The following is a 24,481-nucleotide window of genomic DNA, read 5'->3' as shown; positions in this document are numbered from 1 at the left end:
GTTGATCAGGGGGTACGATGAAGGGTAATTCGAAACGCTGGCTGTTCCGTGGCGGCGTGCTCGCCGCCTGCGCGGTGGTCGCCGCCCTGGCCTGGCAGACGCTCAAGCCCAACGGCCTGGGCGAGGGCTTCGCCAGCGGCAACGGGCGCATCGAGGCCACCGAGGTGGACGTGGCCACCAAGCTGCCCGGCCGCGTGGCCGAGATCAAGGTGGACGAGGGCGACTTCGTCCAGACCGGCGAAGTGGTCGCGCGCATGGACACCCAGGTGCTGCAAGCGCAGCTGGCCCAGGCCCAGGCCGAGGTGCGCCAGGCGCAGAACGCCAAGCTCACCGCCGAATCCGTGGTGACCCAGCGCAACAGCGAGAAGAGCACCGCCGAGGCGGTGGTGGCGCAGCGCCAGGCCGAGCTCACCGCCGCGCAGAAGCGCTTTGCCCGCACCGAGCAGTTGGTCAAACGCAACGCTCTGCCGCAGCAGCAACTGGACGACGACCGCGCCGTGCTGCAGAGCGCCCAGGCCGCGCTGTCCGCCGCGCGTTCCCAGGTGATCTCGGCCCAGGCCGCCATCGAGGCCGGGCGTTCCCAGGTGATCGAGGCGCAGTCGGCCATCGAGGCCGCCACCGCCAGCGTCGCCCGGCTGCAGGCCGACATCGACGACAGCCTGCTGCGCGCTCCCCGCGACGGCCGCGTGCAGTACCGCGTGGCGCAGCCCGGCGAGGTGCTGGCCGCCGGCGGCAAGCTGCTCAACATGGTCGACCTGACCGACGTCTACATGACCTTCTTCCTGCCCTCCGCCCAGGCCGGCCGCGTGGAGCTGGGCCAGGAGGTGCGCCTGGTGATAGACGCGGTGCCGCAGTACGTGATCCCGGCCAAGGTCTCCTACGTCGCCAGCGTCGCCCAGTTCACCCCCAAGACCGTGGAGACCGCCAACGAGCGCGAGAAGCTGATGTTCCGCGTCAAGGCGCGGCTGGACCCGGCGCTGCTGGAGAAATACATCACCTACGTGAAGACCGGCGTGCCCGGCATGGCCTACCTGCGCCTGGACCCTGAGGCACAATGGCCGGAGCACCTGCAGATCAAGGTCCCGCAATGAGCGCCCGGCACGGCGCGGTGGCCAGCCTGGCCGGCGTCTCGCTGCGCTACGGGCAGACCCGCGCGGTGGACGACGTCAGCCTGGAGATCCCGGCCAACCGCATGGTCGGCCTGATCGGCCCGGACGGCGTCGGCAAGTCCAGCCTGCTGGCGCTGATCGCCGGCGCGCGCAAGCTGCAGGACGGCCAGGTGCACGTCCTCGGCGGCGACATGCGCGACGCCCGCCACCGCCGCGCGGTGTGCCCGCGCATCGCCTACATGCCCCAGGGCCTGGGCAAGAACCTCTACCCGACGCTCTCGGTGTTCGAGAACGTCGACTTCTTCGGCCGCCTGTTCGGCCACGACAAGGCCGAGCGCGAGCGGCGCATCGCCGACCTGCTGCACAGCACCGGCCTCGCGCCCTTCGCCGAGCGCCCGGCGGGCAAGCTCTCCGGCGGCATGAAGCAGAAGCTCGGGCTGTGCTGCGCGCTGATCCACGACCCCGACCTGCTGATCCTCGACGAGCCCACCACCGGCGTCGACCCGCTGTCGCGCAACCAGTTCTGGGAACTGATCGGGCGCATCCGCGCCGGCCGCGAGGGCATGAGCGTGCTGGTGGCCACCGCCTACATGGAGGAGGCCGAGCGCTTCGACACCCTGGTGGCGATGGACGAGGGCAAGGTGCTGGCCACCGGCACCCCCGCCGAGCTGCGCGAGCGGACCGGCACCCATAACCTGGAGGCGGCCTTCGTCGCCCTGCTGCCCGAGCGCAAGCGCGCCGGCCACCACGCCCTGGTGATCCCGCCGCGCCAGAGCAGCGAAGGCGCGCCGCAGATCGCCATCGAGGCCGAGGGCCTGACCTGCCGCTTCGGCGACTTCGTCGCCGTGGACCACGTCAGCTTCCGCATCGAGCGCGGGGAAATCTTCGGCTTCCTCGGCTCCAACGGCTGCGGCAAGTCCACCACCATGAAGATGCTCACCGGCCTGCTGCCGGCCAGCGAGGGTAGCTGCGCACTGTTCGGCCAGCCGGTGAACGCCAGGGACATGGACACTCGCCGCCGCGTCGGCTACATGTCCCAGGCCTTCTCGCTGTACGCCGAGCTGACGGTGCTGCAGAACCTGGAACTGCACGCCAGGCTGTTCCACCTGCCGGCCGAGGCGATAGGCCCGCGGGTGGAGGAGATGCTCGCGCGCTTCGACCTCGGCAAGGTCCGCGACGAGTTGCCGGACAGCCTGCCGCTGGGCATCCGCCAGCGCCTGTCGCTGGCCGTGGCGGTCATCCACAAGCCGGAGATCCTCATCCTCGACGAGCCCACCTCGGGCGTCGACCCGGTGGCCCGCGACGGCTTCTGGCAGCTGATGGTCGAGCTGTCGCGGCGCGACGGGGTGACCATCTTCATCTCCACCCACTTCATGAACGAGGCCCAGCGCTGCGACCGCATCTCGCTGATGCACGCCGGCAAGGTGCTCGACAGCGACACCCCGCAGGGCCTGATGGACAAGCGCGGGCTGCCGACCCTGGAGGCGACCTTCATCGCCTACCTGGAAGAGGCCGCCGGCAGCGCCGCGCCGCCGCCCGAGCCGACGGAGCCGGCCAGCGTCGGGCAGGCGCCGCACAAGCCGCAGCGCCAGCGCTTCAGCCCGCTGCGCCTGTTCAGCTATGCGCGGCGCGAATCCATGGAGCTGCGCCGCGACCCCATCCGCCTGACCCTGGCGCTGCTGGGCACGGCGCTGCTGATGTTCATCATCGGCTACGGCATCAACATGGACGTCGAGGACCTCTCCTACGCCGTGCTCGACCGCGACCAGACCACCACCAGCCAGGCCTATGCGCTGAACATCGCCGGCTCGCGCTACTTCATCGAGCACCCGGCGATCCGCGACCCCGACGACCTCGACCGGCGCCTGCGCAGCGGCGAGCTGAGCCTGGCAGTGGAAATCCCGCCGCACTTCGGCCGCGACCTCAAGCGCGGCGACGACCCGGCCATCGGCGTGTGGATCGACGGCGCCATGCCCACCCGCGCCAACACCGTGCAGGGCTACGTGCAGGGCCTGCACGGCAGCTACCTGGCCGACCTGGCCCGGCAGAGCGGCAACGCCGAGGCCAGCGCGGCGGCCAGCACCGAGGTGCGCTACCGCTACAACCCCGACGTGGAGAGCCTCAAGGCCATGGTCCCGGCGGTGATCCCGCTGCTGCTGATCATGATCCCGGCGATGCTCACCGCCCTGGGCGTGGTGCGCGAGAAGGAGCTGGGCTCGATCACCAACCTCTACGTCACCCCGGTGACGCGCCTGGAGTTCCTGCTCGGCAAGCAACTGCCGTACATCGGCATGGGCATGGTCAACTTCGTGCTGATGCTGGCCATGGCGGTGCTTTTGTTCCGTGTGCCGCTCAAGGGCAGCCTGCTGGCCCTGAGCCTCGGCGCGCTGCTGTACGTGATCACCAGCACCGGCCTCGGCCTGCTGCTGTCGACCTTCATGAAGAGCCAGATCGCCGCGGTGTTCGGCACCGCCATCGCCACCATGATCCCGGCCATCCAGTTCGCCGGGCTGATCCACCCGGTGTCCTCGCTGGAGGGCGCGGCGGCGCTGATCGGCAGGCTCTACCCGACCAGCCACTTCCTGGTCATCAGCCGCGGCGCCTTCTCCAAGGCCCTGGGCCTGGCCGATCTGTGGCCGTACTACCTGCCGCTGCTGGCGGCCATCGGCGTGCTGACGCTGTTCAGCGTGCTCCTGTTGAAGAAGCAGGAGGACTGAGATGCGCAAGCTGGCCAACATCTTCAACCTGGGCATCAAGGAGTTCCGCAGCCTCGGCCGCGACTACGCGATGCTGATCCTGATCGCCTGGGCCTTCACCCTGGGCGTCTACAGCTCCGCCACCGGCGTGCCGGAGACGCTGCACCACGCGCCCATCGCGGTGGTCGACGAGGACCAGTCGCAGCTCTCCTCGCGCATCGTCAACGCCTTCCAGCCCCCGTACTTCCGCCCGCCGGAAATGATCGGCCACGCGCAGATGGACCGCGGCATGGACACCGGCCTGTACACCTTCACCCTGGACATCCCGCCGGACTTCCAGCGCGACGTGCTGGCCGGCCGGCAGCCGGCGATCCAGGTCAACGTCGACGCCACCCAGACCGCCCAGGCCTTCTCCGGCGCCGGCTACATCCAGAACATCGTCGCCACCGAGGTGCGCGAGTTCGTCAGCCGCTACCGCGCCGAGCCGAGCATGCCGGCGGAGCTGGCGGTGCGCATGGAGTTCAACCCGAACCTGACCCAGGCCTGGTTCGGCGCGGTGATGGAGGTGATCAACCAGATCACCATGCTGTCGATCATCCTCACCGGCGCGGCGCTGATCCGCGAGCGCGAGCACGGCACCGTCGAGCACCTGCTGGTGATGCCGCTGACCGCCTTCGAGATCATGCTGGCCAAGGTCTGGTCCATGGGCGTGGTGGTGCTGGCGGCGGCCGCGCTGTCGCTGCAGCTGGTGGTGCGCGGCTGGCTGGACGTGCCGATCAGCGGCTCGGTGGCGCTGTTCCTGCTGGGCGCGGCGCTGCACCTGTTCGCCACCACCTCGATGGGCATCTTCCTCGGCACGGTGGCGCGCTCGATGCCGCAGCTGGGCCTGCTGGTGATCCTCACCCTGATGCCGCTGCAGATCCTCTCCGGCGGCACCACGCCGCGCGAGAGCATGCCGGAGCTGGTGCAGAACATCATGCTGTTCGCCCCGACCACCCACTTCGTCAGCCTGGCCCAGGCCATCCTGTTCCGCGGCGCCGGGCTGGCCATCGTCTGGCCGCAGCTGCTGGCGATCATCGGCATAGGCGCGGCATTTTTCTGTGGGGCGTTGTGGCGGTTCCGCAGGACCATTTCGCAGATGGCTTGATGTTCGTGAACGGGGGTCTGCCGGTCGCTTCGGTGCGAGGTTGAGCTCCGTTCCCTCTCCCTGAAGGGAGAGGGCTGGGGAGAGGGCGCTCTTGGGGATGAACACCAAGTGCCACCGGCAAACCACCATTCGCGAGCAAGCTCGCTCCTACGAAAAGCATCTCTGCCCAATTGAGCGCCCCACCCGACAACCGGCCTGTGTCCTAGCGCCGCGCCAACCCAAGAATGATCTTCCACTGCTCCTCGCTCACCGGCATCACCGACAAACGGCTGCCGCGCTGCACCAGGGCCAGTTCCTCCAGCCCGGCGGCGGCGCGGATGGCAGCCAGCGGCAGCACTTCCCTGAACGCCTCGACGAAACTCACGTCCCGCGCGCTCCAGGGGTTCTTCCCGGCGCTGGCCTTGGCGTCGTGGTAGGGGCTCTGCGGGTCCAGCGCCGTGGGGTCGGGGTAGGCCTCGCCCTCGATCCGGCCGATGCCGGCCACGCCCGGCTGCGGGCAGCTGGAGTGGTAGAAGAAGAACAGGTCGCCGGGCTGCATGCTGCGCACGAAGTTGCGCGCCTGGTAGTTGCGCACGCCGTCCCAGCGCGCCTTGCCCAGGCGCTGCAGGTCGTGGATCGACAGTTCGTCGGGTTCGGATTTCATCAACCAGTGCGGCATGATCCTTGCTCCAGTTTCGCCGTTTTTGTGGGAAGTGGCTGACTCCGACGACTGGACCAGGCATGGAATTGCGAGACGCTTTCCATTGTCGGAGAATGCCGCCGTTTTTCAGCTTGGCACGCGCCGGACGGACCAAAAACCACCGCCGGCCATCGTTGACAGTTTGCCTGGAAGGGGGAGGCAATCGATGAAGCGTAAGCCCGATCTGTTGTGGGTGCTGGTGATCCTGTTCGGCCTGGGTGTTGTCACCACCGGTTACACCCAGAGCCTGTGGGACCGCCAGGGCGAGGTCCCGGTCCAGGTGACCAGACAGCCCTGATTCACCCCGCCTGGCGCCGCAGGGAACGCGGCGCCTGTGCGAGCGCGCCGTACCAGCCGGCGTCGCTGACGATGCCCTGCAGCGGCACATCCCAGCTGGCCAGGTCCAGCCTGTCCACCTTCTGGCATTCGTGCGCCAGGCCCAAAAGTGTCGGTTTGCGCCAGATTTTGCGCCTGCCCAGGTACGCCAGGGTGCGGTCGTAGAACCCCTTGCCCATCCCCAGGCGCCCACCCCGTTCGTCGAAACCCACCAGCGGCAGCAGCACCAGGTCCAGCGCCCAGGGCTCGCGCTGGCGGCCGCGGTCCGGCAGCGGCTCGGCGATGCCGTAGCGGTTGTTCCGCCAGCGCTCGCCGTTGCCGACGCGCTGGAAGGTCATGTGGGTGTGCGGCCAGCGGCTGAGCACCGGCAGGTAGGTGGCCTTGCCGCGTTTCTGCGCGGCCTTGAGCAGCGGGCGCGGGTCGATCTCGCCGTCGGCGGGCAGGTACAGGGCGATGTGGCGGGCGCGGCGGAACAGCGGGTGTTGCGCCATGCGGCGCTGCAGGTCGCGGGCGGCCTGGCGTTGCTGTTGCGCGCTGAGCTGGCGGCGGGCCTGGCGCAGCAGGCGGCGCAGGGCGGCGCGGGAAAGGTCTTGGGCGTGGATCATGGCAGGAGGAAAGCTCCCCGGACATGCCGCTGTCGGGTTAGCCCTTGAACCCGAAAGTTCAAGGTGGCGGTTGCAGTAGGCTTTAAGGCTTTCCGTCGTGCGGACATGCACACCAGCCCAACTGGCAACCTCCGTTGTTGCGATTATCGGCTCAGGGACATCACCGACTGGCCAACACACCAGGGAGCGTGGCCAGTATACCCCAGGGTTTTCTCCGGGGTCAGTCTTCCCGCCCGGGCTGATCGGTGGTAAGGGCGCGGTCGACGCGCTCGAGCAGCTCGCGCACGCGCTCGCGGGTGGAGCTGTGCTCGTTGTCCATGCGCTCCTGCTTGTGCAGCAGGTCGTGGGTGATGTTCAGCGCGGCCATCACGGCGACGCGGTCGGCGCCGATGACCTTCCCGCTCGAGCGGATCTCGCGCATCTTGCTGTCCAGGTAGCGCGCGGCGCTTTCCAGGTTGACGCGCTCCTCGGCGGGGCACGTGATGCAGTATTCCTTGTCGAGAATCTGCACGTTCAGGGTGTTCGTCTGGCTCATGAGTCCTGCTCCAGGGCTTTCAGGCGCAAAATCATCGCTTCGACCTTGTGGCGCGCCAATTCGTTCTTCTCGATCAGATGAGCGCGCTCCTCGCGCCAGCTCTTCTCGTTGGCCCGCAGCAGCCGGTTCTCCGCCTTGAGCTGTTCCAGGCGCTGGAGCAGGAGGTCGAATTTGGCGATCAGCGTTTGCAGGTCGGCGTCTTCCATGGGCTCTCGCTTGGGCAAGGGGATGACCGGAAACTATACAGGGTGCGGCAGCGCACCGGGCTGCCCGACACGCCGTCGCATGGTCTGAGCGCGCCCGGCGGTGCTAGGATAGCCACTCTCATTCTATGCATAGCGCCTGGTGGCGCCTAGCGTCGATATTCAGGTCCCGCGCATGTCCACAGTAAATTCCGCCTACACCGCTTTCGCCAACCTGCTCGCCGAGGCGGCCCTGCCGATCTCCCCGGCGGAACTGCATGGCCACCTGCTCGGGCGCGTCTGCGCCGGCGCCGGCTTCGACCAGGGCGAGTGGCTGCAGGCCGCCGCCGAACTGCTCGGCGGCGAACTCGGCGAACGCCTGCAGGCAGCCCTGGGCGGCCTGCTGGGCATGGTCCAGCAGGACCTGAGCGCCGGCGAGATGGCCGTGGTGCTGATGCTGCCCAACGACGACGCCCCGCTGGCCGAGCGCGCCCAGGCCCTGGGCCAGTGGTGCCAGGGCTTCCTCGCCGGTTTCGGCCTGGCGCTGCGCCAGGCCAGCCTGTCCGACGAGGCCGACGAAGTGCTCCAGGACATCGCCGCCATCGCCCAGGTCCAGGGCCAGCTGGAAGAGTCCGAGGACGGCGAGACGGACTACATGGAAGTCCAGGAATACCTGCGGGTCGCCCCGCTGCTGCTGTTCTCCGAATTCGGCAAGGTGCCGGCGCCGGCCGACAAACCCTCCCTGCACTGAGGTAGCTGCATGATCCGTATCGCCAAACCGGAATACGCCCGTCGGCGCAAGGCGCTGATGGCGCAGATGGAGCCCAACAGCATCGCCATCCTGCCGGCGGCGCCGATGTACATCCGCAACCGCGACGTCGAGCACGTGTACCGCCAGGACAGCGACTTCCAGTACCTCACCGGCTTCCCCGAGCCGGAAGCGGTGATGGTGCTGATCCCCGGCCGCGAGCACGGCGAATACGTACTGTTCTGCCGCGAGCGCGACCCCGAGCGCGAACTCTGGGACGGCCTGCGCGCCGGCCAGGACGGCGCGGTCAGGGATTTCGGCGCCGACGACGCCTTCCCCATCGGCGACATCGACGACATCCTCCCCGGCCTGATCGAGGGCCGCGACCGCGTCTACTACGCGCTGGGCGCCAACCCCGAGTTCGACCGCCGGCTGATGGACTGGATCAACGTCATCCGCTCCAAGGCCCGCCAGGGCGCGCAGCCGCCGAACGAGTTCGTCGCCCTCGACCACCTGCTGCACGACCTGCGCCTGTACAAGAGCGCCGGCGAGGTGAAGGTGATGCGCTACGCCGCCGAGGTTTCCTGCGGCGCCCACATCCGCGCCATGCAGGCCTGTCGGCCGGGGCTCTACGAATACCACCTGGAGGCCGAGCTGGAATACGCCTTCCGCCTGGGCGGGGCGAAGATGCCGGCCTACGGCTCGATCGTCGCCACCGGGCGCAACGCCTGCATCCTGCACTACCGGGAGAACGACGCGCAGATCAGGGACGGCGACCTGATCCTGATCGACGCCGGCTGCGAGATCGACTGCTACGCCAGCGACATCACCCGCACCTTCCCGGCCAACGGCAAGTTCAGCCCCGAGCAGAAGGCCATCTACGAGCTGGTGCTGGAGGCCAACATGGCCGCCTTCGACTACATCGCCCCCGGCCGCCACTGGAACGAGGCCCACGAGGCCACCGTGCGCGTCATCACCGCCGGCCTGGTGAAGCTCGGCCTGCTCAAGGGCGACGTCGACGAACTGATCGCCAGCGAAGCCTACAAGGCCTTCTACATGCACCGCGCCGGCCACTGGCTGGGCATGGACGTGCACGACGTCGGCGAATACCGCGTCGGCGGCGAATGGCGCGTGCTGGAACCGGGCATGTCGATGACCGTCGAGCCGGGTATCTACATCGCGCCGGACAACACCGACGTGCCGAAGAAATGGCGCGGCATCGGCGTGCGCATCGAGGACGACGTGGTGGTGACCAGGAATGGTTGCGAAGTGCTGACCAACGGCGTGCCCAAGACCGTCGCCGCCATCGAGGCGCTGATGGCCGAAGCCAAGGCCCAGGCGGCCTGAGATGCAACGCGCGAACCTGGCGATCATCGGCGGCGGCCTGGTCGGCGCCAGCCTGGCGCTGATCCTGCAGGCCGGCGCCCGCGAGCGCGGCTGGCGCATCGTGCTCATCGAGCCCTTCGCCCCCGGCGATGCCTACCAGCCCAGCTATGACGCCCGCTCCTCGGCGCTGTCCTTCGGCAGCCGGCAGATCTACGAGCGCCTGGGGGTGTGGCAACGCATCGCCCAGCGCGGCGCGCCGATCAGCCAGATCCACGTGTCCGACCGCGGGCGCTTCGGCTCCGCGCGCCTGACCGCGGTGGAGGAGGGCGTGCCGGCGCTGGGCTACGTGGTGGAGAACGCCTGGCTCGGCCAGTGCCTGTGGCAGGCCCTGGACCACGAGGTGGTGAGCTGGCGCTGCCCGGCCGAAGTGCGCCGTATGGAGGCCCTGGACGACGGCTACCGGCTGACCCTGGACGACGACTCGCTTTTGGACTGCGGCCTGGCCGTGCTGGCCGACGGCGGCCGCTCCGGCCTGCGCGAGCAGCTGGGCATCGGCGTGCGCGAGGCGCCCTACGGGCAGACCGCGCTGATCGCCAACGTCAGTCCCAGCGAGGAACACCGCGGCCAGGCCTTCGAACGCTTCACCGAACACGGGCCCATGGCCCTGCTGCCGCTGCCGGACAACCGCTGCGCGCTGGTCTGGACGCGCCCGCCGCGCGACGCCGAGCGCCTGCGCGAGCTGCCCGAGCGGCAGTTCCTCGACGAGCTGCAGGCCACTTTCGGCTACCGCCTGGGCGGCTTCCGCCAGGTCGGCGCGCGCTACTGCTACCCGCTGACCCTCAGCGAGGCCGAGGAACAGGTGCGCCCGCACCTGGTGGTGCTCGGCAACGCCGCGCACAGCCTGCACCCCATCGCCGGCCAGGGCTTCAACCTGTCGCTGCGCGATGCCCAGGCCCTGGCCGACCAGCTGCTCGGCGCGGACACCGTGCCCGGCGACTTCGCCGTGCTGCAGCGCTACCTGGACGCCCAGCGCCTGGACCAGCAGATGACCGTCGGCTTCTCCGACCGCGTCACCCGCCTGTTCTCCAACGCCCAGCCGGTGCTGGCCACCGGGCGCAACCTGGGCCTGCTCGGCCTCGACCTGCTGCCACCGGCCAAGCGCTGGTTCGCCCGCCAGGCCATGGGCCTGGGCGCGCGGCCGGTCTAGGGAGCGGCGATGTCCTCAGGCAAGATGGCCCGCCGCGCCCGCCTGCTGCGCTTCGGCCTCAACCTCTACCCGCCGTACATCGGCGCCGGCGTGCGGGTGCGCCACATCAGCCCGGACTTCCGCGAGGTGCGGGTGAAGATGGTGCTGTCCTGGTTCAACCGCAACTACGTCGGCACCCAGTTCGGCGGCAGCCTGTACAGCATGACCGACCCCTTCTTCATGCTCATGCTGATGGAGAACCTGGGGCGCGACTACATCGTCTGGGACAAGGCCGCCAACATCGAATTCATCACCCCGGGCAAGGGGCCGGTGTACGCCGAGTTCCGCATCGACCAGCAACTGCTGGACGAGGCCCGCGAGCGCACCGCCGACGGCGGCAAGTTCCTGCCCAGGCTGCACGCCGAGGTGCGCGACGGCGAGGGCACGCTGGTCGCGCGGGTGCAGAAGACCCTCTACATCAGGCTCAAGCCGCGCCTGCGCAAGGCCGGCTGACGACATGGAAAAAGGAATGCAGATGCACGCGGATCTGGTGATTGTCGGGGCGGGGATGGTCGGCAGCGCGCTGGCCCTGGCGTTGCAGGGCAGCGGCCTGGAAATCCTGCTGCTCGACGGCTCGCCGCTGAGCGTGAAGCCCTTCGACCGCGAGGCGCGCTTCGAGCCGCGCGTCAGCGCCCTGTCCGAGGCCAGCCGGCGCATCCTCCAGCGCCTGCACGCCTGGGACGGCATACTCGCGCGGCGCGCCGAGCCCTACCGCGAGATGCACGTATGGGACGGCTCCGGCACCGGCCAGGTGCACTTCAGCGCGGCCAGCGTGCACGCCGAGGTGCTCGGCCACATCGTCGAGAACCGCGTGGTGCAGGACGCCCTGCTGGAGCGCCTGCACGACACCACACTCGGCCTGCTGCCCGGCGCGCGCCTGGAGCAGCTGCGCCATTCCGGCGACGACTGGCTGCTGACCCTGGCCGACGGCCGGCAGATCCGCACGCCGCTGGTGGTCGCCGCCGACGGCGCCAACTCCGCCGTGCGCCGCCTGGCCGGCTGCGCCACCCGCGAGTGGGACTACCTGCACCACGCCATCGTCACCAGCGTGCGCTGCGAAAAACCGCACCAGGCCACCGCCTGGCAGCGCTTCACCGACGACGGCCCGCTGGCCTTCCTGCCGCTGTCCCGCGGGGGCGATGCGCACTGGTGCTCGATCGTCTGGTCGACCACCCCGGAGCAGGCCGAACGCCTGATGGCGCTGGACGACGACGGTTTCCGCGCCGCCCTCGGCCAGGCCTTCGAGCAGCGCCTGGGCGGCATCGAGCAGGTCGACCCGCGCCTGTGCATCCCGCTGCGCCAGCGCCACGCCAAGCGCTACGTGGAGCCGGGCCTGGCGCTGATCGGCGACGCCGCGCACACCATCCACCCGCTGGCCGGGCAGGGCGTCAACCTGGGCTTCCTCGACGCCGCGGTACTGGCCGAGGTGCTGATGCACGCCCACGCCCGTGGCGAGCGCATCGCCGACGAGCGCGTGCTGAGCCGCTTCGAGCGCCGGCGCATGCCGCACAACCTGGCGATGATGGCGGCGATGGAAGGCTTCCAGCGCCTGTTCCAGGCCGACCCGCTGGCCGTGCGCTGGCTGCGCAACGCCGGCCTGCGCCTGGTCGACCGCCACCACGAGGCCAAGGGGCTGTTCGTCCGCCAGGCACTTGGGCTGTCCGGCGACCTGCCGGCGCTGGCGCGGGTCTGAGGCGCCGCGACCCCGTGTCGCGGCCCTGTGAAACACCCGGTCACAAAGGCCGGCTCCGGGGCTAAATGAGGTTCCTTATCATCTGGAACCTCATTCCGCTACCCAGGAGCCGCCAGCATGTCGGTACGCAAAGGCCTTCTCGCTTCCCTCGCCCTCACCGCCCTGGCCGGCACCGCCCAGGCCGCCGACGAGGTGGTGGTCTATTCGTCGCGCATCGACGAGCTGATCAAGCCGGTGTTCGACGCCTACACCCGGAAGACCGGCGTGCAGGTGAAGTTCATCACCGACAAGGAAGCGCCGCTGATGGCGCGGATCAAGGCCGAAGGCGCCAACACCCCGGCCGACCTGCTGCTCACCGTGGACGCCGGCAACCTCTGGCAGGCCGAGAAGATGGGCATCTTGCAGCCGTTCGACTCGCCGACCCTGGACGCCAACATTCCCCCGCAGTACCGCTCCGGCACCGACAGTTGGACCGGCCTGTCGCTGCGCGCGCGGACCATCGCCTATTCCACCCAGCGGGTGAAGCCGGAGGAACTCTCGACCTACGAGGCCCTGGCCGACAAGCAGTGGGAAGGCCGCCTGTGCCTGCGCACGGCGAAGAAGGTCTACAACCAGTCGCTGACCGCCACCCTGATCGAGACCCACGGCGAGCAGAAGACCGAGCAGATCCTCAAGGGCTGGGTGGGCAACCTGGCCACCGACGTGTTCTCCGACGACACCGCGCTGCTCCAGGCCATCGCCGCCGGCCAGTGCGACGTCGGCCTCGTCAACACCTACTACTACGGGCGCCTGCACAAGCAGAAGCCGGACCTGCCGGTGAAACTGTTCTGGCCGAACCAGGCCGACCGCGGCGTGCACGTCAACCTCTCGGGCATCGGCCTGACCAAGCATGCGCCGCACCCCGAGCAGGCCAAGGCCCTGGTGGAATGGATGACCGGCCCCGACGCCCAGGCGCTGTTCGCCGGCCTCAACCAGGAGTTCCCGGCCAACCCCAAGGTCGCGCCCTCCGAGGAAGTGGCGGCCTGGGGCAGCTTCAAGGCCGACAGCATCCCGGTGGAAGTCGCCGGCAAGCGCCAGGCCGAGGCGATCAAGCTGATGGATCGGGCAGGGTGGAACTGATGGCTGCAGGCGGCAGGCTACAGGCTGCAGGTCAGAGCGACGGAGCCGTGGCCTGCTTCCCCTGTAGGAGCGAGCTTGCTCGCGAACTCGGGCCGCGTGCCGAGGCGTTCGCGAGCAAGCTCGCTCCTACGAAAAGCCCGCCCCCCGCTCTTCGCCTGCAGCCTGCCGCTTGTAGCCTGCAGCCCGAATAACCATGTCCCGCCGCTGGTATCCCATCACCTTCTCCGTTGCCGCCCTGGTGGCGTTGCCGCTCGTCGTGCTGGCGCTGAGCTGGGGCGAGATCGACACGGAAATCTGGGCGCACCTGTGGGACACCCAGTTGCCGCGCCTGCTGGGCAACAGCCTGGTGCTGGTGCTCGGCGTGGGCGTCGGGGTGACCGTCCTGGGCACCAGCCTGGCCTGGCTCACCGCGCTCTGCGAGTTCCCCGGGCGGCGCTGGCTGGACTGGGCGCTGATGCTGCCCTTCGCCATCCCGGCCTATGTGCTGGCGTTCGTCTTCGTCGGCCTGCTGGATTTCGCCGGGCCCTTGCAGAGCCTGCTGCGCGAGTGGTTCGGCAGCGGCCTGCGACTGCCGCGGGTGCGTTCCACCGGCGGGGTGATCCTGGTCCTGGTGCTGGTCTTCTACCCCTACGTGTACCTGCTGGCGCGCGGCGCCTTCCTGGCCCAGGGCCGCGGCCTCACCGAGGCGGCGCGGGTGCTCGGGCTGTCGCCCTGGCGGGCCTTCTGGCGCGTGGCGCTGCCCATGGCGCGGCCGGCCATCGGCGCCGGCCTGGCGCTTGCGATCATGGAGACCCTGGCCGACTTCGGCGCCGTCTCGGTGTTCAACTTCGACACCTTCACCACCGCCATCTACAAGACCTGGTACGGCTTCTACAGCCTGTCCAGTGCCACCCAGCTGGCCAGCCTGCTGTTGCTCGGGGTGTTCCTGGTGGTGCTCGGCGAGCGCCACAGCCGTGGCCGCGTCGTGGCCGGCAGCGAGAAGCCGCGCACCGCGCCGCTGTACCGCCTGCGCGGGGCCAGGGCCTGGGCCGCCAGCGCCTGGTGCGGCCTGGTGTTCGCCTGCGCCTTCGCCATTCCCATGGCGCAGTTGCTGGCGTGGTGCTGGCAACGCGGCCGCTTCGACCTCGACGAGCGCTACTGGGGCCTGCTCTGGCACAGCCTTGGCCTGGGCGCCACGGCGGCGGCGCTGTGCGTGGCGGTCGGCCTGCTGCTGGCCTTCGCCCGCCGGCAGACGCCGGCGAGGTCGGTGCGCGCCGCGGTGGGCCTGGCCAACCTCGGCTACGCGGTGCCCGGCTCGGTGCTGGCGGTGGCGATCATGCTGGCCTTCAGCTGGCTGGACAACCGCTGGGTGATCCCGCTCTCCAGCGCCCTGGGCGGCGCCGGCAAGCCGCTGCTGCTGGGCAGCCTGGGGGCGCTGCTGCTGGCCTACCTGATCCGCTTCCTGGCGGTGGCCGAGGGCCCGCTGGAAAGCACCCTGGTGCGCATCCGCCCGTCCTTCGCCGAGGCTTCGCGCAGCCTCGGCGTGGCGGGGCCGGCGCTGTTCGCGCGGGTCTACCTGCCGCTGCTGGCGCCGGGGCTGATGAGCGCCGCACTGCTGGTGTTCGTCGACGTGCTCAAGGAAATGCCGGCGACCCTGCTGATGCGCCCCTTCGGCTGGGACACCCTGGCCGTGCGCGTGTTCGAGATGACCAGCGAGGGCGAATGGGCCCGCGCCGCGCTGCCGGCGCTGAGCCTGGTGCTGGCCGGGCTGCTGCCGGTGGTGCTGCTGATCCGCCGTTCCGCGGCCAGCGCGGCGGGGCGCGACTCGGCCGTCGGCCGAGGTGTCCAGGCTCCCGCCTAGCGGCTACAATGCGCCGGTTTCGTGCGGGCCGCCCTCGCGCTCCGCATCCGCCATTCCCGGAAGGAGAACACCCATGGGACAGCGCACCCCGCTCTACGACCTGCATGTCGCGCTCGGCGCGAAAATCGTCGATTTCGGCGGTTGGGACATGCCCCTGCACTACGGCTCCCAGGTCGAAGAGCACCACCAGGTCCGTCGCGACTGCGGCGTGTTCGACGTCTCCCACATGACCGTGGTCGACGTCACTGGTCCGCAGTCCAGGGAATACCTGCAGCGTCTGCTGGCCAACGACGTCGAACGCCTGCAGGTGCCCGGCAAGGCGCTGTACAGCGGCATGCTCAACGAGCGTGGCGGGGTGGTCGACGACCTCATCGTCTACCTGGGCGTGTACGGCTACCGCGTGGTGGTCAACGCCGCCACCCGCGAGAAGGACCTGGCCTGGATGCAGGCCCACACCGAGGGCTTCGAGGTCCAGCTGCACGCGCGCCCGGACCTGGCCATGCTGGCCGTCCAGGGTCCCAACGCGCGGGACAAGACCGCCGAGCTGGTCAGCTCCTCCCGCGCCACCCTGATCCGCGAACTCAAGCCCTTCCAGGGCAAGGCCGATGGCGACTGGTTCATCGCCCGCACCGGCTACACCGGCGAGGATGGCCTGGAGATCATGCTGCCGGCCGCCGAGGCGCCGGGCTTCCTCAACGAACTGGTGGGCGCCGGCATCGCCCCCGCCGGCCTGGGCGCGCGCGACACCCTGCGCCTGGAAGCCGGGATGAACCTCTACGGCCAGGACATGGACGAGGACATCTCGCCCCTGGCCGCCAACATGGGCTGGACCATCGCCTGGGAGCCGGCCGATCGCGACTTCATCGGCCGCCAGGCCCTGGAGGCCCAGCGCGCCGCCGGCGACCAGCCGAAGCTGGTCGGCCTGGTGCTGGAGGAGCGCGGCGTGCTGCGCGCCCACCAGGTGGTGCGGGTGGCCGGCATCGGCGAAGGCGAGATCACCAGCGGCAGCTTCTCCCCGACCCTCGGCAAGTCCATCGCCCTGGCCCGCCTGCCGGCGGCCACCGGCGACCGCGCCGAGGTGGAAATCCGTGGCAAGTGGTACCCGGTGCGCGTCGTTCAGCCGAATTTCGTGCGTCATGGCAAGGCCCTGATCTAAATTGCATAGGCGACCCGTCGTCGCCGCTGCCCCGTCCCCGAGGAAAACAAGATGAGCAATGTTCCCGCCGACCTGCGTTACGCCGCCAGCCACGAGTGGGCGCGCCTGGAAGCCGACGGTACCGTCACCGTGGGCATCTCCGACCATGCCCAGGAAGCCCTGGGCGACGTGGTCTTCGTCGAGCTGCCGGAACTCGGCAAGCAACTCAACGCTGGCCAGGAAGCCGGCGTGGTGGAATCGGTCAAGGCCGCTTCTGACATCTACGCCCCGGTCGGTGGCGAGGTGATCGCCATCAACGAGGTCCTGGCCGACACCCCCGAGGAAGTCAACAACGACCCCTACGGCTCCTGGTTCTTCAAGCTCAAGCCGAGCAACCCGGCCGAGCTGGACAAGCTGCTGGACGCCGCCGGCTACCAGGCCGCCTGCGACGCAGACGCCTGATCGCCCTGCCGCCCCCCAAGGCCCCGCTCAGTCGGGGCCTTGTTCTTCCTGCCTGGCCTATCCTGTCTTGATCGTGCATTCCCGATCGAGGTCCAGGCCATGTCGAAAAGCCCTTCGCTGTCCCAGCTGAACCAGCCCGATGCCTTCCTGCGCCGCCATCTCGGCCCCGACGAGGCGGAGCGACGGACGATGCTCGAGGCCCTGGGCGTCGCCAGCCTCGACGAACTGATCGTGCAGACGGTGCCGCCGGCCATCCGCCTGAACCGCCCGCTGGAGCTGCCGCCGGCGCTGGACGAGCAGGGCGCCCTGGCCAGGCTGCGTGGCTATGCGCAGCAGAACCAGCTGTGGACCAGCCTGATCGGCACCGGCTACTACGGCACGGTCACGCCCACGGTGATCCTCCGCAACGTGCTGGAGAACCCCGGCTGGTACACCGCCTACACCCCCTACCAGCCGGAGATCGCCCAGGGCCGCCTGGAGGCGCTGCTGAACTTCCAGCAACTGACCATCGACCTCACCGGCCTGGACCTGGCCAGCGCCTCGCTGCTGGACGAGGCCACTGCCGCCGCCGAGGCCATGGCCCTGGCCAAGCGCGTGGCCAAGGCCAAGAGCAACCTGTTCTTCGTCGACGTGAACTGCCACCCGCAGACCATTTCCGTGGTGCGCACCCGCGCCCAGGCCTTCGGCTTCGACCTGGTGGTGGACGAGTTGGACACATTGGGCCAGCACGCCGTGTTCGGCGCGCTGCTGCAGTACCCGGACAGCCGCGGCGAGGTCCGCGACCTTCGGCCGCTGATCGATGGCCTGCACGCGCGGCAGGCCATCGCCTGCGTCGCCGCCGACCTGCTCAGCCTGCTGCTGCTCACCCCGCCGGGCGAACTGGGCGCCGACGTGGTGCTCGGCAGCGCCCAGCGCTTCGGCGTGCCCATGGGCTACGGCGGGCCCCACGCGGCCTTCTTCGCCACCCGCGACGAATTCAAGCGGGCCATGCCCGGGCGGATCATCGGCGTGTCCCGCGATGCCCGCGGCAACACCGCGCTGCGCATGGCGCTGCAGACCCGCGAGCAGCACATCCGCCGCGAGAAGGCCAACTCCAACGTCTGCACCTCGCAGGTGCTGCTGGCCAACATCGCCAGCCTGTACGCCGTCTACCACGGCCCCGAGGGCCTCAGGCGCATCGCCCAGCGCGTGCACCGGCTGACCGCGATCCTCGCCGCCGGGCTGTTCGCCAAGGGCCTCAAGCGCGTCAACGCGCATTTCTTCGACACCCTGACCCTGGAAGTGGGCGCGCAGCAGGCGGCCATCCTCGAACGCGCCCGCGCGGCGCGCTACAACCTGCGCATCGTCGGCGAGGACCGGCTGGGCGTCAGCCTGGATGAAACCAGCAGCGCCGAGACCGTCGCCACCCTGTTCGACATCTTCCTCGGCGCCGGCCACGGCCTGAGCATCGCCGTGCTGGATGCCGGCGATCTCTCCGACGGCATTCCCGGCACCCTGCAGCGCCGTTCCGGCTACCTCGGCCACCCGGTGTTCAACCGCCACCACAGCGAGACCGAGATGCTGCGCTACCTGCGCCAGCTCGAAGGCAAGGACCTGGCGCTGAACCAGGCGATGATCCCGCTGGGCTCCTGCACCATGAAGCTCAACGCCACCAGCGAGATGATCCCCATCACCTGGCCGGAGTTCGCCAACCTGCACCCCTTCGTGCCGCGCGAGCAGGCCGAGGGCTACCGGCTGATGATCGACGAGCTGGAGAGCTGGCTGCGCACCATCACCGGCTTCGACGCCATCTGCATGCAGCCCAACTCCGGGGCCCAGGGCGAGTACGCCGGGCTGCTGGCCATCCGCAGGTACCACGAGAGCCACGGCGAGGGGCACCGCAACCTCTGCCTGATCCCGTCCTCGGCCCACGGCACCAACCCGGCCTCGGCGATCATGGCGAGCATGCGCGTGGTGATCGTGGAATGCGACAAGGGCGGCAACGTCGACCTCGAGGACCTCAAGCTCAAGGCCGCCGAAGCCGGCGCCCAACTGGCCTGCCTGATGATCACCTACCCCTCGACCCACGGCGTGTACGAGGAGGGCATCCGCGAGATCTGCGAGGTTATCCACAGCCATGGCGGGCAGGTGTACATGGACGGCGCCAACCTCAACGCCCAGGTCGGCCTGGCGCGGCCGGCGGACATAGGCGCGGACGTCTCGCACATGAACCTGCACAAGACCTTCTGCATCCCCCACGGCGGCGGCGGGCCGGGCATGGGCCCGATCGGCGTGAAGCAGCACCTGGCGCCGTTCGTCGCCAACCACCCGGTGATCCGCATCGAGGGGCCCAACCCGCTGAACGACGCGGTCAGCGCCGCGCCCTGGGGCAGCGCCAGCATCCTGCCGATCAGTTGGATGTACATCGCCATGATGGGCCCGCAGTTGGCCGATGCCACCGAGGTGGCCATCCTCAACGCCAACTACCTGGCCCAGCGCCTGGACGGCGCCTTCCCGGTGCTCTACCGCGGGCGCAACGAGCGCGTGGCCCACGAATGCATCCTCGACCTGCGGCCGCTCAAGGCGCAGACCGGCATCAGCGAGGAAGACGTGGCCAAGCGCCTGATGGACTATGGCTTCCACGCGCCGACCATGTCCTTCCCGGTGCCCGGCACGCTGATGGTGGAGCCCACCGAGAGCGAGTCGCTGCACGAGCTGGACCGTTTCGTCGAGGCCATGCTGAGCATCCGCGCGGAGATCGCCAAGGTGGAGACCGGCGAATGGCCGGCCGAGGACAACCCGCTCAAGCGCGCCCCCCACACACTGGCCGACGTCACCGGCCCCTGGGAGCGGCCCTACGGCATAGCCGAAGCAGTGACGCCCAGCGAACACACCCGCGCCTTCAAGTACTGGCCGGCGGTGAACCGGGTGGACAACGTGTTCGGCGACCGCAACCTGTTCTGCGCCTGCGTACCGGTGGACGAGTACCGGGAGTGAAGGCAGCCGCCCGGGATGTGGCGGGGCATTTTCGTAGGGCGCATAACGCCTACGGCGTTATCCGCCGTTACCCTCAAGCTCCGGTGTTCCGGCCGGCGGCGGATAACGCTTCGCGTTATTCGCCCTACGGTTCGGGCGGGTGCAGCTCCGTAGGATGGCGTTGAGCGCAGCGATACCCATCGCCACGGCACACGGCATTACTGCACCACACCTTCCTGGCTCATCAGGATGGCATTGGCCAGCTCCATGTCGCTGCGTTGCTGCAGCTCCGGATGGTCGTTGCGCAGGCGCTGCAGCGCGGCTTCCAGGTAGGGGCCGCGGATGGCGCCGTCGCTGGCCACGTAGCTGCCGGCGTCGTCGCGGGCGGCGAGGATCAGCTTGTGGTCGTGCTTGAAGGTCAGGTAGGTCGAGGCGGTGGTGGCCCCGGAGGAGATGATGTCGCGCCAGAAACCGTCGGCCATGGCCGGGGCCAGGGGCAGCAGGCTGAAGAGGGCGAGGATGCCGGTCAGTTTGAGCATGCGCATGGGAGTTTCTCCTCCGTAGGTCCGCATGCTTCTGTGAGCCGCAACTGCGCCGGGGAGTTCAGGGAAACTGCTCGGCGGTAAGTTCCGGGCCCGCGCCGATGGGCCCGGAGCATCTGATTCAGGGCGCCTCTCGACCGCCGAGGATGGCGCTGGCCAGCTCCAGGTCGCTGTGCTGCTGCAACTGCGGGTAGTCGCTGCGCAGGCGCTGCAGTTCGGCTTCCAGCCAGGGGCCGCGGATGGCGCCGGCGCTGGCGACGAAGCTGCCGGCGTCCTCGGCCAGCGGGCCGACCAGTTTGTGGTCGTCGCGGCTGGTCAGGTAGCTGGAGGCGGTGGTGGCGCCGGTGGACAGCACGCCGCGCCAGAAGCCGGCGTCTTCGGCCTGGGCGCCGGCGAAGGGGAGGGTGGACAGGGCGACGGCCAGGGCCGCTCCGGGGATACGCATGGGTGCTCCTTGGGTGACTGCGTTCGCGTCCCCTCAGAGTGCCTGCCCGCCGGCGAGTTCCGGAGCGCCCGGTGGAATAGGGCGCTTCCGAATGGCGCCGTCATTCGCCCTTGAGCGCCGGGTCGTCGGGGTTCTGCTGTTCCAGCTCGGCCAGTTGCATCTGCACCTTCTCCAACTGGCCGATCTCGCGCAGGTAGGCGATCAGCGCCAGGCGTGCGTCGCGGTTGGCCGGGTGGCGCTGCAGCAGTTGCTCCAACTGGCGGCAGGCAGCGTCGGCCTGGCCGCTGTCGTGCAGGCCGATGGCCAGGATGTAGCGGAACTGCGCGCTGTCCGGGGCCAGGCGCACCGCCTCCTGCAGTTCCTTGAGCGCTGCGTCGCGCTGGCCCTGGCGGATCAGCGCCAGGCCCAGGGCGTGGTGCAGCAGGCCCGACTGCGGGTGGCGCTTGAGCGCGCCGTCCAGCAACTGGCGGGCTTCGTCGGGGCGCTGGCGGGCTTCCAGCCACTGGTAGAGGCTGACCAGTGCCGGCAGGAAGTCGGGGTCGCGCACCAGGGCCGCGCGCAGCGCCGGCTCCACCTCGGCGTCGCGGCCGGTGACCTGGTAGAGCATGGCGCGGTTGAGGTTGGACTCGGCGCGCTCGGCCAGGCTCAACTGGACTTCCTCGTACTCCTTCAGGCCCTTGGCCAGCGGCGCCTGCAGCCCGGCGCGCACTTCCGGCGGCAACTGCGCCAGCTGCCAGGTGGCGGAGAGACGCACGGCGCGCAGCGGGTCGTCCAGCAGCGGCGCCAGCAGCAGCGCCTGGCGCGGCGGGCCGGCCAGGGCGGCGACCGCGCCTATGGCGGTGTTGCGCACCTGTGGGTCGGCGTCCCGCAGGCCCTGGCTGGCCAGCTCCAGGGAACGCGAGCTGGGGTAGGCGGGCAGTTCGGCGAGCAGGGTGGCGCGGCGGATCGCCGGCAGCTCGTTGCTGGCCAGCAGCAGGTGCAGCGCCCGCGAGGCGCCGGGCTGGCCGTTGCGGGCCTTCCACAGGGTGTCGTCGTAGCGCGGCACGCTGCCGCGCTGCTTCGCCTCGCTGGCGTACCACAGGCGGAACTGCTCGGCGACCTTCGAGGCGCTGTCGCGGTGGCAGCCCATGCAGGCATCCGGCGCGCCTATCTTCTGCGCGTGCTGCGGGTCGGGGATGCTGAAGCTGTGGTCATGCCGGTAGTGGTTGACCATGTAGTACTTGCCCGGCATGTGGCAGGCGGTGCACTGCGCGCCCGGGGTGCCGGGTTCATGGTGATGGTGCTCGGGCGAGTCGTAGTCCTTCGCCAGCAGGCCCTTGCCGTCGATGCCCGGGCGCACCGGCTTGCCGGCCTTGTTGTGGCACTGCAGGCAGAGGCCGTTGCCGGCGATCTTCACCTGGCCGCTGTGGGGGTTGTGGCAGTCGGTGCACTTCACGCCCTTCTCGAACATCTTGCTCTGGGTGAAGGAACCCCACTCGAAGACCTCGTCCTTGATCTTGCCGTCGATCTGGTACAGCTCGCGGGTCAGCAGGCTGGGCAGGTAGTCGTCCATGAACCGGTGGCTGTGCTGGAAGCCGTCGCCCAGCGGCGCGCGGCGGGCGTGGCAGCGCGCGCAGTTCTCCACCAGCTCGCTGGCGGCGGTGCTGGCGCCCAGCGGCTTGTCGAAGCCGCGGCTGGCGTCGCCGTCGGGCTTCTTCGCCCACTCCAGGTGGCGCGAGGCCGGGCCGTGGCAGGCCTGGCAGCCGACGCCCAGGCTCTGCCAGTGGCTGGCGAAGGCGTTCTTGCCGGCGTCGAAGTTGCGCTTGAAGTCGGTGGTGTGGCACTCGATGCACATGAAGTTGGCGTTCTGCGTCGGGCGCGTCCAGTGCAGCTCGTCCTTGAAGTCGACGCGCTGCCCGGGGTTGAGCTCGAACCAGCGGTGCTTCTGGGTATCCCAGGCCACGCCCAGGGCCTGCAGGCGGCCGCCGGGGTATTCCAGCAGGTACTGCTGCAGCGGGGCCACGCCGAAGGTGTAGGCCACCTTGAAGTCCGCCGGCTTGCCGTCGGCGCCGGGCGTGTTGACCCAGAATTCCCCGCCCTTGCGGAAGAAGCGGGTGCTTTCGGCCTCGCCCTTGAACTTCACGTCGGCGAAGTCGCCCAGCACGTTGGCCTCGCTGGCCACCTGCATCGCCTTGTGGTGGTGCGAGCCCTGCCAGTCCTGGAACTGGCCCTGGTGGCAGCCCTGGCATTGCTGCTCGTCGACGAAGCCGGCCTTGGGCGCCTCGGCCACCACGGGCTTCGCCGGAGGGGCGGGCGGGGCCGCGATGGGCAGCGACGGGGCGCTGTGTTCCACGTACCACCAGGCGGCGGCGCTGGCCAGCAACAGCACGGCGACCAGCGCGGTGGCCAGGTTCCGCGCCAGGCGCGGGGTGGCGGGGGTGTGGGCCGGTGCGGCCCCTTTCCGGTCTTTCTTCTTGGCAGGCTTCTGCATGCGGACGTCCGTTGTTCGGGCAGGCATGTATCACGGTGGCAGCAGCTTCAGTGACAGGCGGGGGGATGTCAAACCCCCGGTCAGGGGGGCGGCTTCACCCTTGGGTGTGAGGCCAGGTTCAGGGCTGGAGGATGGCGTGGCTTGCGCTCGCCGTCGCTGGCCGCCCTGGCACTGCGCAGGTAGCCGGGCAGCAGGTACTGGAGGCTGTGTTCCACGGCCACGACGCCGCACATCGTCGGCAAGGCTGGCGGTACGCAGGCCTGCCCCTTAGTATTGCGGCATCTCGCGATTCTGCAGGGCGAATGCGCCCGCGCCGAACCTTCGGCGTGCCTCGCGGACCTCTCTACGACACGGGTTTTCCATGAAACAGTACCTCGACCTGATGCGCCACGTGCGCGAGCACGGCACCTTCAAGAGCGACCGTACCGGCACCGGCACCTACAGCGTGTTCGGCCACCAGATGCGCTTCGACCTGGGCGAAGGCTTCCCCCTGGTGACCACCAAGAAGTGCCACCTGAAATCGATCGTCCACGAGCTGCTGTGGTTCCTCAAGGGTTCGACCAACATCGCCTACCTGAAGGAAAACGGCGTCTCCATCTGGGACGAATGGGCCGACGAGAACGGCGAGCTGGGCCCGGTCTACGGCTACCAGTGGCGCTCCTGGCCGGCGCCGGATGGCCGCCACATCGACCAGATCGCCAACCTGATGACGATGCTGAAGAACAACCCGGACTCGCGCCGGCTGATCGTCTCGGCCTGGAACCCCGCGCTGATCGACGAGATGGCCCTGCCGCCGTGCCACGCGCTGTTCCAGTTCTACGTCGCCGACGGCAAGCTCAGCTGCCAGCTGTACCAGCGCTCGGCGGACATCTTCCTAGGCGTGCCCTTCAACATCGCCAGCTACGCGCTGCTGACGCTGATGGTGGCGCAGGTCGCCGGCCTGCGGCCGGGCGACTTCATCTGGACCGGCGGCGACTGCCACCTGTACGCCAACCACCTGGAGCAGGCCGACCTGCAGCTGACCCGCGAGCCGCTGGCGCTGCCGACCATGAAGCTCAACCCGGCGGTGAAGGACCTGTTCGACTTCCGCTTCGAGGACTTCGAACTGGTCGGCTACGAAGCCCATCCGCACATCAAGGCGCCCGTGGCGGTCTAGAAGGACGCTCCGCAGGCTACCTGGTCCGTAGCCTGTGGACTTGCTGCCGGAGCCC

General features: G+C 69.5%; 22 protein-coding genes and 1 other RNA gene. 15 read left to right on the top strand and 8 right to left on the bottom strand.

Annotation, left to right across the window (positions count from 1 at the left end):
- Positions 1-17 precede the first annotated feature (17 nt).
- From CHC02_RS08340 to CHC02_RS08330, 3 genes are read left to right on the top strand one after another with little or no spacing between them, the layout of a single operon-like run.
- The gene (locus CHC02_RS08340) at positions 18-1,091 is read left to right on the top strand and encodes an HlyD family secretion protein (protein ID WP_089391017.1); all 1,074 of its coding nucleotides are present in this window, start codon (positions 18-20) and stop codon (positions 1,089-1,091) included.
- Positions 1,088-3,826: a ribosome-associated ATPase/putative transporter RbbA gene (rbbA, locus tag CHC02_RS08335; RefSeq protein WP_089391016.1), complete on the top strand. Its 2,739-nt coding sequence runs from the start codon at positions 1,088-1,090 to the stop codon at positions 3,824-3,826. Before CHC02_RS08340 ends, rbbA begins: the two co-directional genes overlap by 4 nt.
- A 1-nt stretch (position 3,827) precedes the next feature.
- Positions 3,828-4,952 (top strand): ABC transporter permease, encoded by a 1,125-nt coding sequence (locus CHC02_RS08330; protein WP_089391015.1) that lies wholly within the window; start codon positions 3,828-3,830, stop codon positions 4,950-4,952.
- Between the two features lie 202 nt (positions 4,953-5,154).
- On the opposite strand, the gene CHC02_RS08325 is transcribed toward CHC02_RS08330, so the two are convergent.
- On the bottom strand, positions 5,155-5,610 hold the full coding sequence (locus CHC02_RS08325; protein ID WP_089391014.1) for an EVE domain-containing protein: 456 nt from the start codon (positions 5,608-5,610) through the stop codon (positions 5,155-5,157).
- Between the two features lie 187 nt (positions 5,611-5,797).
- On the opposite strand from CHC02_RS08325, the gene CHC02_RS30720 reads away from it, so the two are divergent.
- Positions 5,798-5,929: a hypothetical protein gene (locus CHC02_RS30720; RefSeq protein ID WP_279615544.1), complete on the top strand. Its 132-nt coding sequence runs from the start codon at positions 5,798-5,800 to the stop codon at positions 5,927-5,929.
- A gap of 1 nt (position 5,930) precedes the next feature.
- On the opposite strand, the gene CHC02_RS08320 is transcribed toward CHC02_RS30720, so the two are convergent.
- The 4 genes from CHC02_RS08320 to CHC02_RS08305 all read right to left on the bottom strand — a co-directional run bounded on the left by CHC02_RS08320 (position 5,931) and on the right by CHC02_RS08305 (position 7,313).
- The gene (locus CHC02_RS08320; RefSeq protein ID WP_089391013.1) at positions 5,931-6,572 is read right to left on the bottom strand and encodes a 5-formyltetrahydrofolate cyclo-ligase; all 642 of its coding nucleotides are present in this window, start codon (positions 6,570-6,572) and stop codon (positions 5,931-5,933) included.
- A 10-nt stretch (positions 6,573-6,582) separates the two neighbouring features.
- Positions 6,583-6,761, bottom strand: a non-coding RNA gene (gene ssrS / locus CHC02_RS08315) — 6S RNA.
- Between the two features lie 31 nt (positions 6,762-6,792).
- Positions 6,793-7,107, bottom strand: coding sequence for a cell division protein ZapA (locus tag CHC02_RS08310; protein WP_009615099.1), 315 nt, complete (start codon positions 7,105-7,107; stop codon positions 6,793-6,795).
- Complete coding sequence (locus CHC02_RS08305) at positions 7,104-7,313, bottom strand: TIGR02449 family protein (protein ID WP_009615100.1); 210 nt, start codon at positions 7,311-7,313, stop codon at positions 7,104-7,106. Before CHC02_RS08305 ends, CHC02_RS08310 begins: the two co-directional genes overlap by 4 nt.
- Before the next feature lie 172 nt (positions 7,314-7,485).
- On the opposite strand from CHC02_RS08305, the gene CHC02_RS08300 reads away from it, so the two are divergent.
- The 10 genes from CHC02_RS08300 (at position 7,486) to gcvP (ending at position 19,834) form a co-directional block, all read left to right on the top strand.
- Positions 7,486-8,040, top strand: a complete 555-nt coding sequence (locus CHC02_RS08300; RefSeq protein ID WP_089391012.1) for a UPF0149 family protein — start codon at positions 7,486-7,488, stop codon at positions 8,038-8,040.
- 9 nt (positions 8,041-8,049) lie between these two features.
- On the top strand, positions 8,050-9,384 hold the full coding sequence (gene pepP, locus CHC02_RS08295; RefSeq protein WP_089391011.1) for a Xaa-Pro aminopeptidase: 1,335 nt from the start codon (positions 8,050-8,052) through the stop codon (positions 9,382-9,384).
- Between the two features lies 1 nt (position 9,385).
- Positions 9,386-10,570, top strand: coding sequence for a 2-octaprenyl-6-methoxyphenyl hydroxylase (gene ubiH, locus CHC02_RS08290; protein ID WP_089391010.1), 1,185 nt, complete (start codon positions 9,386-9,388; stop codon positions 10,568-10,570).
- A 9-nt stretch (positions 10,571-10,579) separates the two neighbouring features.
- The gene (locus CHC02_RS08285; RefSeq protein ID WP_089391009.1) at positions 10,580-11,062 is read left to right on the top strand and encodes a DUF4442 domain-containing protein; all 483 of its coding nucleotides are present in this window, start codon (positions 10,580-10,582) and stop codon (positions 11,060-11,062) included.
- Positions 11,063-11,084: 22 nt separating this feature from the next.
- Positions 11,085-12,302 carry a 2-octaprenyl-3-methyl-6-methoxy-1,4-benzoquinol hydroxylase gene (locus CHC02_RS08280; protein ID WP_089391091.1) on the top strand — a complete coding sequence of 406 codons (1,218 nt, stop codon included), beginning with the start codon at positions 11,085-11,087 and terminating at the stop codon, positions 12,300-12,302.
- Between the two features lie 117 nt (positions 12,303-12,419).
- Positions 12,420-13,421 carry an extracellular solute-binding protein gene (locus tag CHC02_RS08275; RefSeq protein WP_089391008.1) on the top strand — a complete coding sequence of 334 codons (1,002 nt, stop codon included), beginning with the start codon at positions 12,420-12,422 and terminating at the stop codon, positions 13,419-13,421.
- Between the two features lie 193 nt (positions 13,422-13,614).
- Complete coding sequence (locus CHC02_RS08270; RefSeq protein WP_089391007.1) at positions 13,615-15,261, top strand: ABC transporter permease; 1,647 nt, start codon at positions 13,615-13,617, stop codon at positions 15,259-15,261.
- Positions 15,262-15,334: 73 nt separating this feature from the next.
- A complete protein-coding gene (gcvT, locus tag CHC02_RS08265) occupies positions 15,335-16,417 on the top strand; it encodes a glycine cleavage system aminomethyltransferase GcvT (protein ID WP_089391006.1) in 1,083 nt (360 codons plus the stop codon).
- Positions 16,418-16,468: 51 nt separating this feature from the next.
- Entirely contained in the window at positions 16,469-16,858 is a 390-nt protein-coding gene (gene gcvH, locus CHC02_RS08260; protein ID WP_089391005.1) for a glycine cleavage system protein GcvH, read from the top strand.
- A 99-nt stretch (positions 16,859-16,957) separates the two neighbouring features.
- Positions 16,958-19,834, top strand: a complete 2,877-nt coding sequence (gene gcvP / locus CHC02_RS08255) for an aminomethyl-transferring glycine dehydrogenase (protein ID WP_089391004.1) — start codon at positions 16,958-16,960, stop codon at positions 19,832-19,834.
- Between the two features lie 197 nt (positions 19,835-20,031).
- Here gcvP and CHC02_RS08250 read toward each other — a convergent pair whose 3' ends face one another.
- The 3 genes from CHC02_RS08250 to CHC02_RS08240 form a co-directional block, all read right to left on the bottom strand.
- Positions 20,032-20,358, bottom strand: a complete 327-nt coding sequence (locus CHC02_RS08250; protein ID WP_089391003.1) for a DUF2388 domain-containing protein — start codon at positions 20,356-20,358, stop codon at positions 20,032-20,034.
- Between the two features lie 118 nt (positions 20,359-20,476).
- Positions 20,477-20,800, bottom strand: coding sequence for a DUF2388 domain-containing protein (locus tag CHC02_RS08245; RefSeq protein ID WP_089391002.1), 324 nt, complete (start codon positions 20,798-20,800; stop codon positions 20,477-20,479).
- A gap of 100 nt (positions 20,801-20,900) precedes the next feature.
- Positions 20,901-23,270 (bottom strand): tetratricopeptide repeat protein, encoded by a 2,370-nt coding sequence (locus CHC02_RS08240; RefSeq protein WP_089391001.1) that lies wholly within the window; start codon positions 23,268-23,270, stop codon positions 20,901-20,903.
- Positions 23,271-23,631: 361 nt separating this feature from the next.
- Here CHC02_RS08240 and CHC02_RS08235 point away from each other — a divergent pair, with 361 nt between their 5' ends.
- Positions 23,632-24,426 (top strand): thymidylate synthase, encoded by a 795-nt coding sequence (locus CHC02_RS08235; protein ID WP_089391000.1) that lies wholly within the window; start codon positions 23,632-23,634, stop codon positions 24,424-24,426.
- Positions 24,427-24,481: the final 55 nt, after the last annotated feature.

The organism is Pseudomonas delhiensis, from assembly GCF_900187975.1.
Taxonomy (GTDB): Bacteria; Pseudomonadota; Gammaproteobacteria; order Pseudomonadales; family Pseudomonadaceae; genus Pseudomonas; species Pseudomonas delhiensis.
Note: the sequence above shows the minus strand (reverse complement) of the source record. Positions and strands in the feature narration are given on the sequence as shown.

Excerpts from the sequence above, each read along its gene's own strand:
- CHC02_RS08340 (WP_089391017.1), top strand. The coding sequence starts at position 18 with ATGAAGGGTAATTCGAAACGCTGGCTGTTCCGTGGCGGCGTGCTCGCC.
- rbbA (WP_089391016.1), top strand. The coding sequence starts at position 1,088 with ATGAGCGCCCGGCACGGCGCGGTGGCCAGCCTGGCCGGCGTCTCGCTG.
- CHC02_RS08330 (WP_089391015.1), top strand. The coding sequence starts at position 3,828 with ATGCGCAAGCTGGCCAACATCTTCAACCTGGGCATCAAGGAGTTCCGC.
- CHC02_RS08325 (WP_089391014.1), bottom strand. The coding sequence starts at position 5,610 with ATGCCGCACTGGTTGATGAAATCCGAACCCGACGAACTGTCGATCCAC.
- CHC02_RS30720 (WP_279615544.1), top strand. The coding sequence starts at position 5,798 with ATGAAGCGTAAGCCCGATCTGTTGTGGGTGCTGGTGATCCTGTTCGGC.
- CHC02_RS08320 (WP_089391013.1), bottom strand. The coding sequence starts at position 6,572 with ATGATCCACGCCCAAGACCTTTCCCGCGCCGCCCTGCGCCGCCTGCTG.
- CHC02_RS08310 (WP_009615099.1), bottom strand. The coding sequence starts at position 7,107 with ATGAGCCAGACGAACACCCTGAACGTGCAGATTCTCGACAAGGAATAC.
- CHC02_RS08305 (WP_009615100.1), bottom strand. The coding sequence starts at position 7,313 with ATGGAAGACGCCGACCTGCAAACGCTGATCGCCAAATTCGACCTCCTG.
- CHC02_RS08300 (WP_089391012.1), top strand. The coding sequence starts at position 7,486 with ATGTCCACAGTAAATTCCGCCTACACCGCTTTCGCCAACCTGCTCGCC.
- pepP (WP_089391011.1), top strand. The coding sequence starts at position 8,050 with ATGATCCGTATCGCCAAACCGGAATACGCCCGTCGGCGCAAGGCGCTG.
- ubiH (WP_089391010.1), top strand. The coding sequence starts at position 9,386 with ATGCAACGCGCGAACCTGGCGATCATCGGCGGCGGCCTGGTCGGCGCC.
- CHC02_RS08285 (WP_089391009.1), top strand. The coding sequence starts at position 10,580 with ATGTCCTCAGGCAAGATGGCCCGCCGCGCCCGCCTGCTGCGCTTCGGC.
- CHC02_RS08280 (WP_089391091.1), top strand. The coding sequence starts at position 11,085 with ATGCACGCGGATCTGGTGATTGTCGGGGCGGGGATGGTCGGCAGCGCG.
- CHC02_RS08275 (WP_089391008.1), top strand. The coding sequence starts at position 12,420 with ATGTCGGTACGCAAAGGCCTTCTCGCTTCCCTCGCCCTCACCGCCCTG.
- CHC02_RS08270 (WP_089391007.1), top strand. The coding sequence starts at position 13,615 with ATGTCCCGCCGCTGGTATCCCATCACCTTCTCCGTTGCCGCCCTGGTG.
- gcvT (WP_089391006.1), top strand. The coding sequence starts at position 15,335 with ATGGGACAGCGCACCCCGCTCTACGACCTGCATGTCGCGCTCGGCGCG.
- gcvH (WP_089391005.1), top strand. The coding sequence starts at position 16,469 with ATGAGCAATGTTCCCGCCGACCTGCGTTACGCCGCCAGCCACGAGTGG.
- gcvP (WP_089391004.1), top strand. The coding sequence starts at position 16,958 with ATGTCGAAAAGCCCTTCGCTGTCCCAGCTGAACCAGCCCGATGCCTTC.
- CHC02_RS08250 (WP_089391003.1), bottom strand. The coding sequence starts at position 20,358 with ATGCGCATGCTCAAACTGACCGGCATCCTCGCCCTCTTCAGCCTGCTG.
- CHC02_RS08245 (WP_089391002.1), bottom strand. The coding sequence starts at position 20,800 with ATGCGTATCCCCGGAGCGGCCCTGGCCGTCGCCCTGTCCACCCTCCCC.
- CHC02_RS08240 (WP_089391001.1), bottom strand. The coding sequence starts at position 23,270 with ATGCAGAAGCCTGCCAAGAAGAAAGACCGGAAAGGGGCCGCACCGGCC.
- CHC02_RS08235 (WP_089391000.1), top strand. The coding sequence starts at position 23,632 with ATGAAACAGTACCTCGACCTGATGCGCCACGTGCGCGAGCACGGCACC.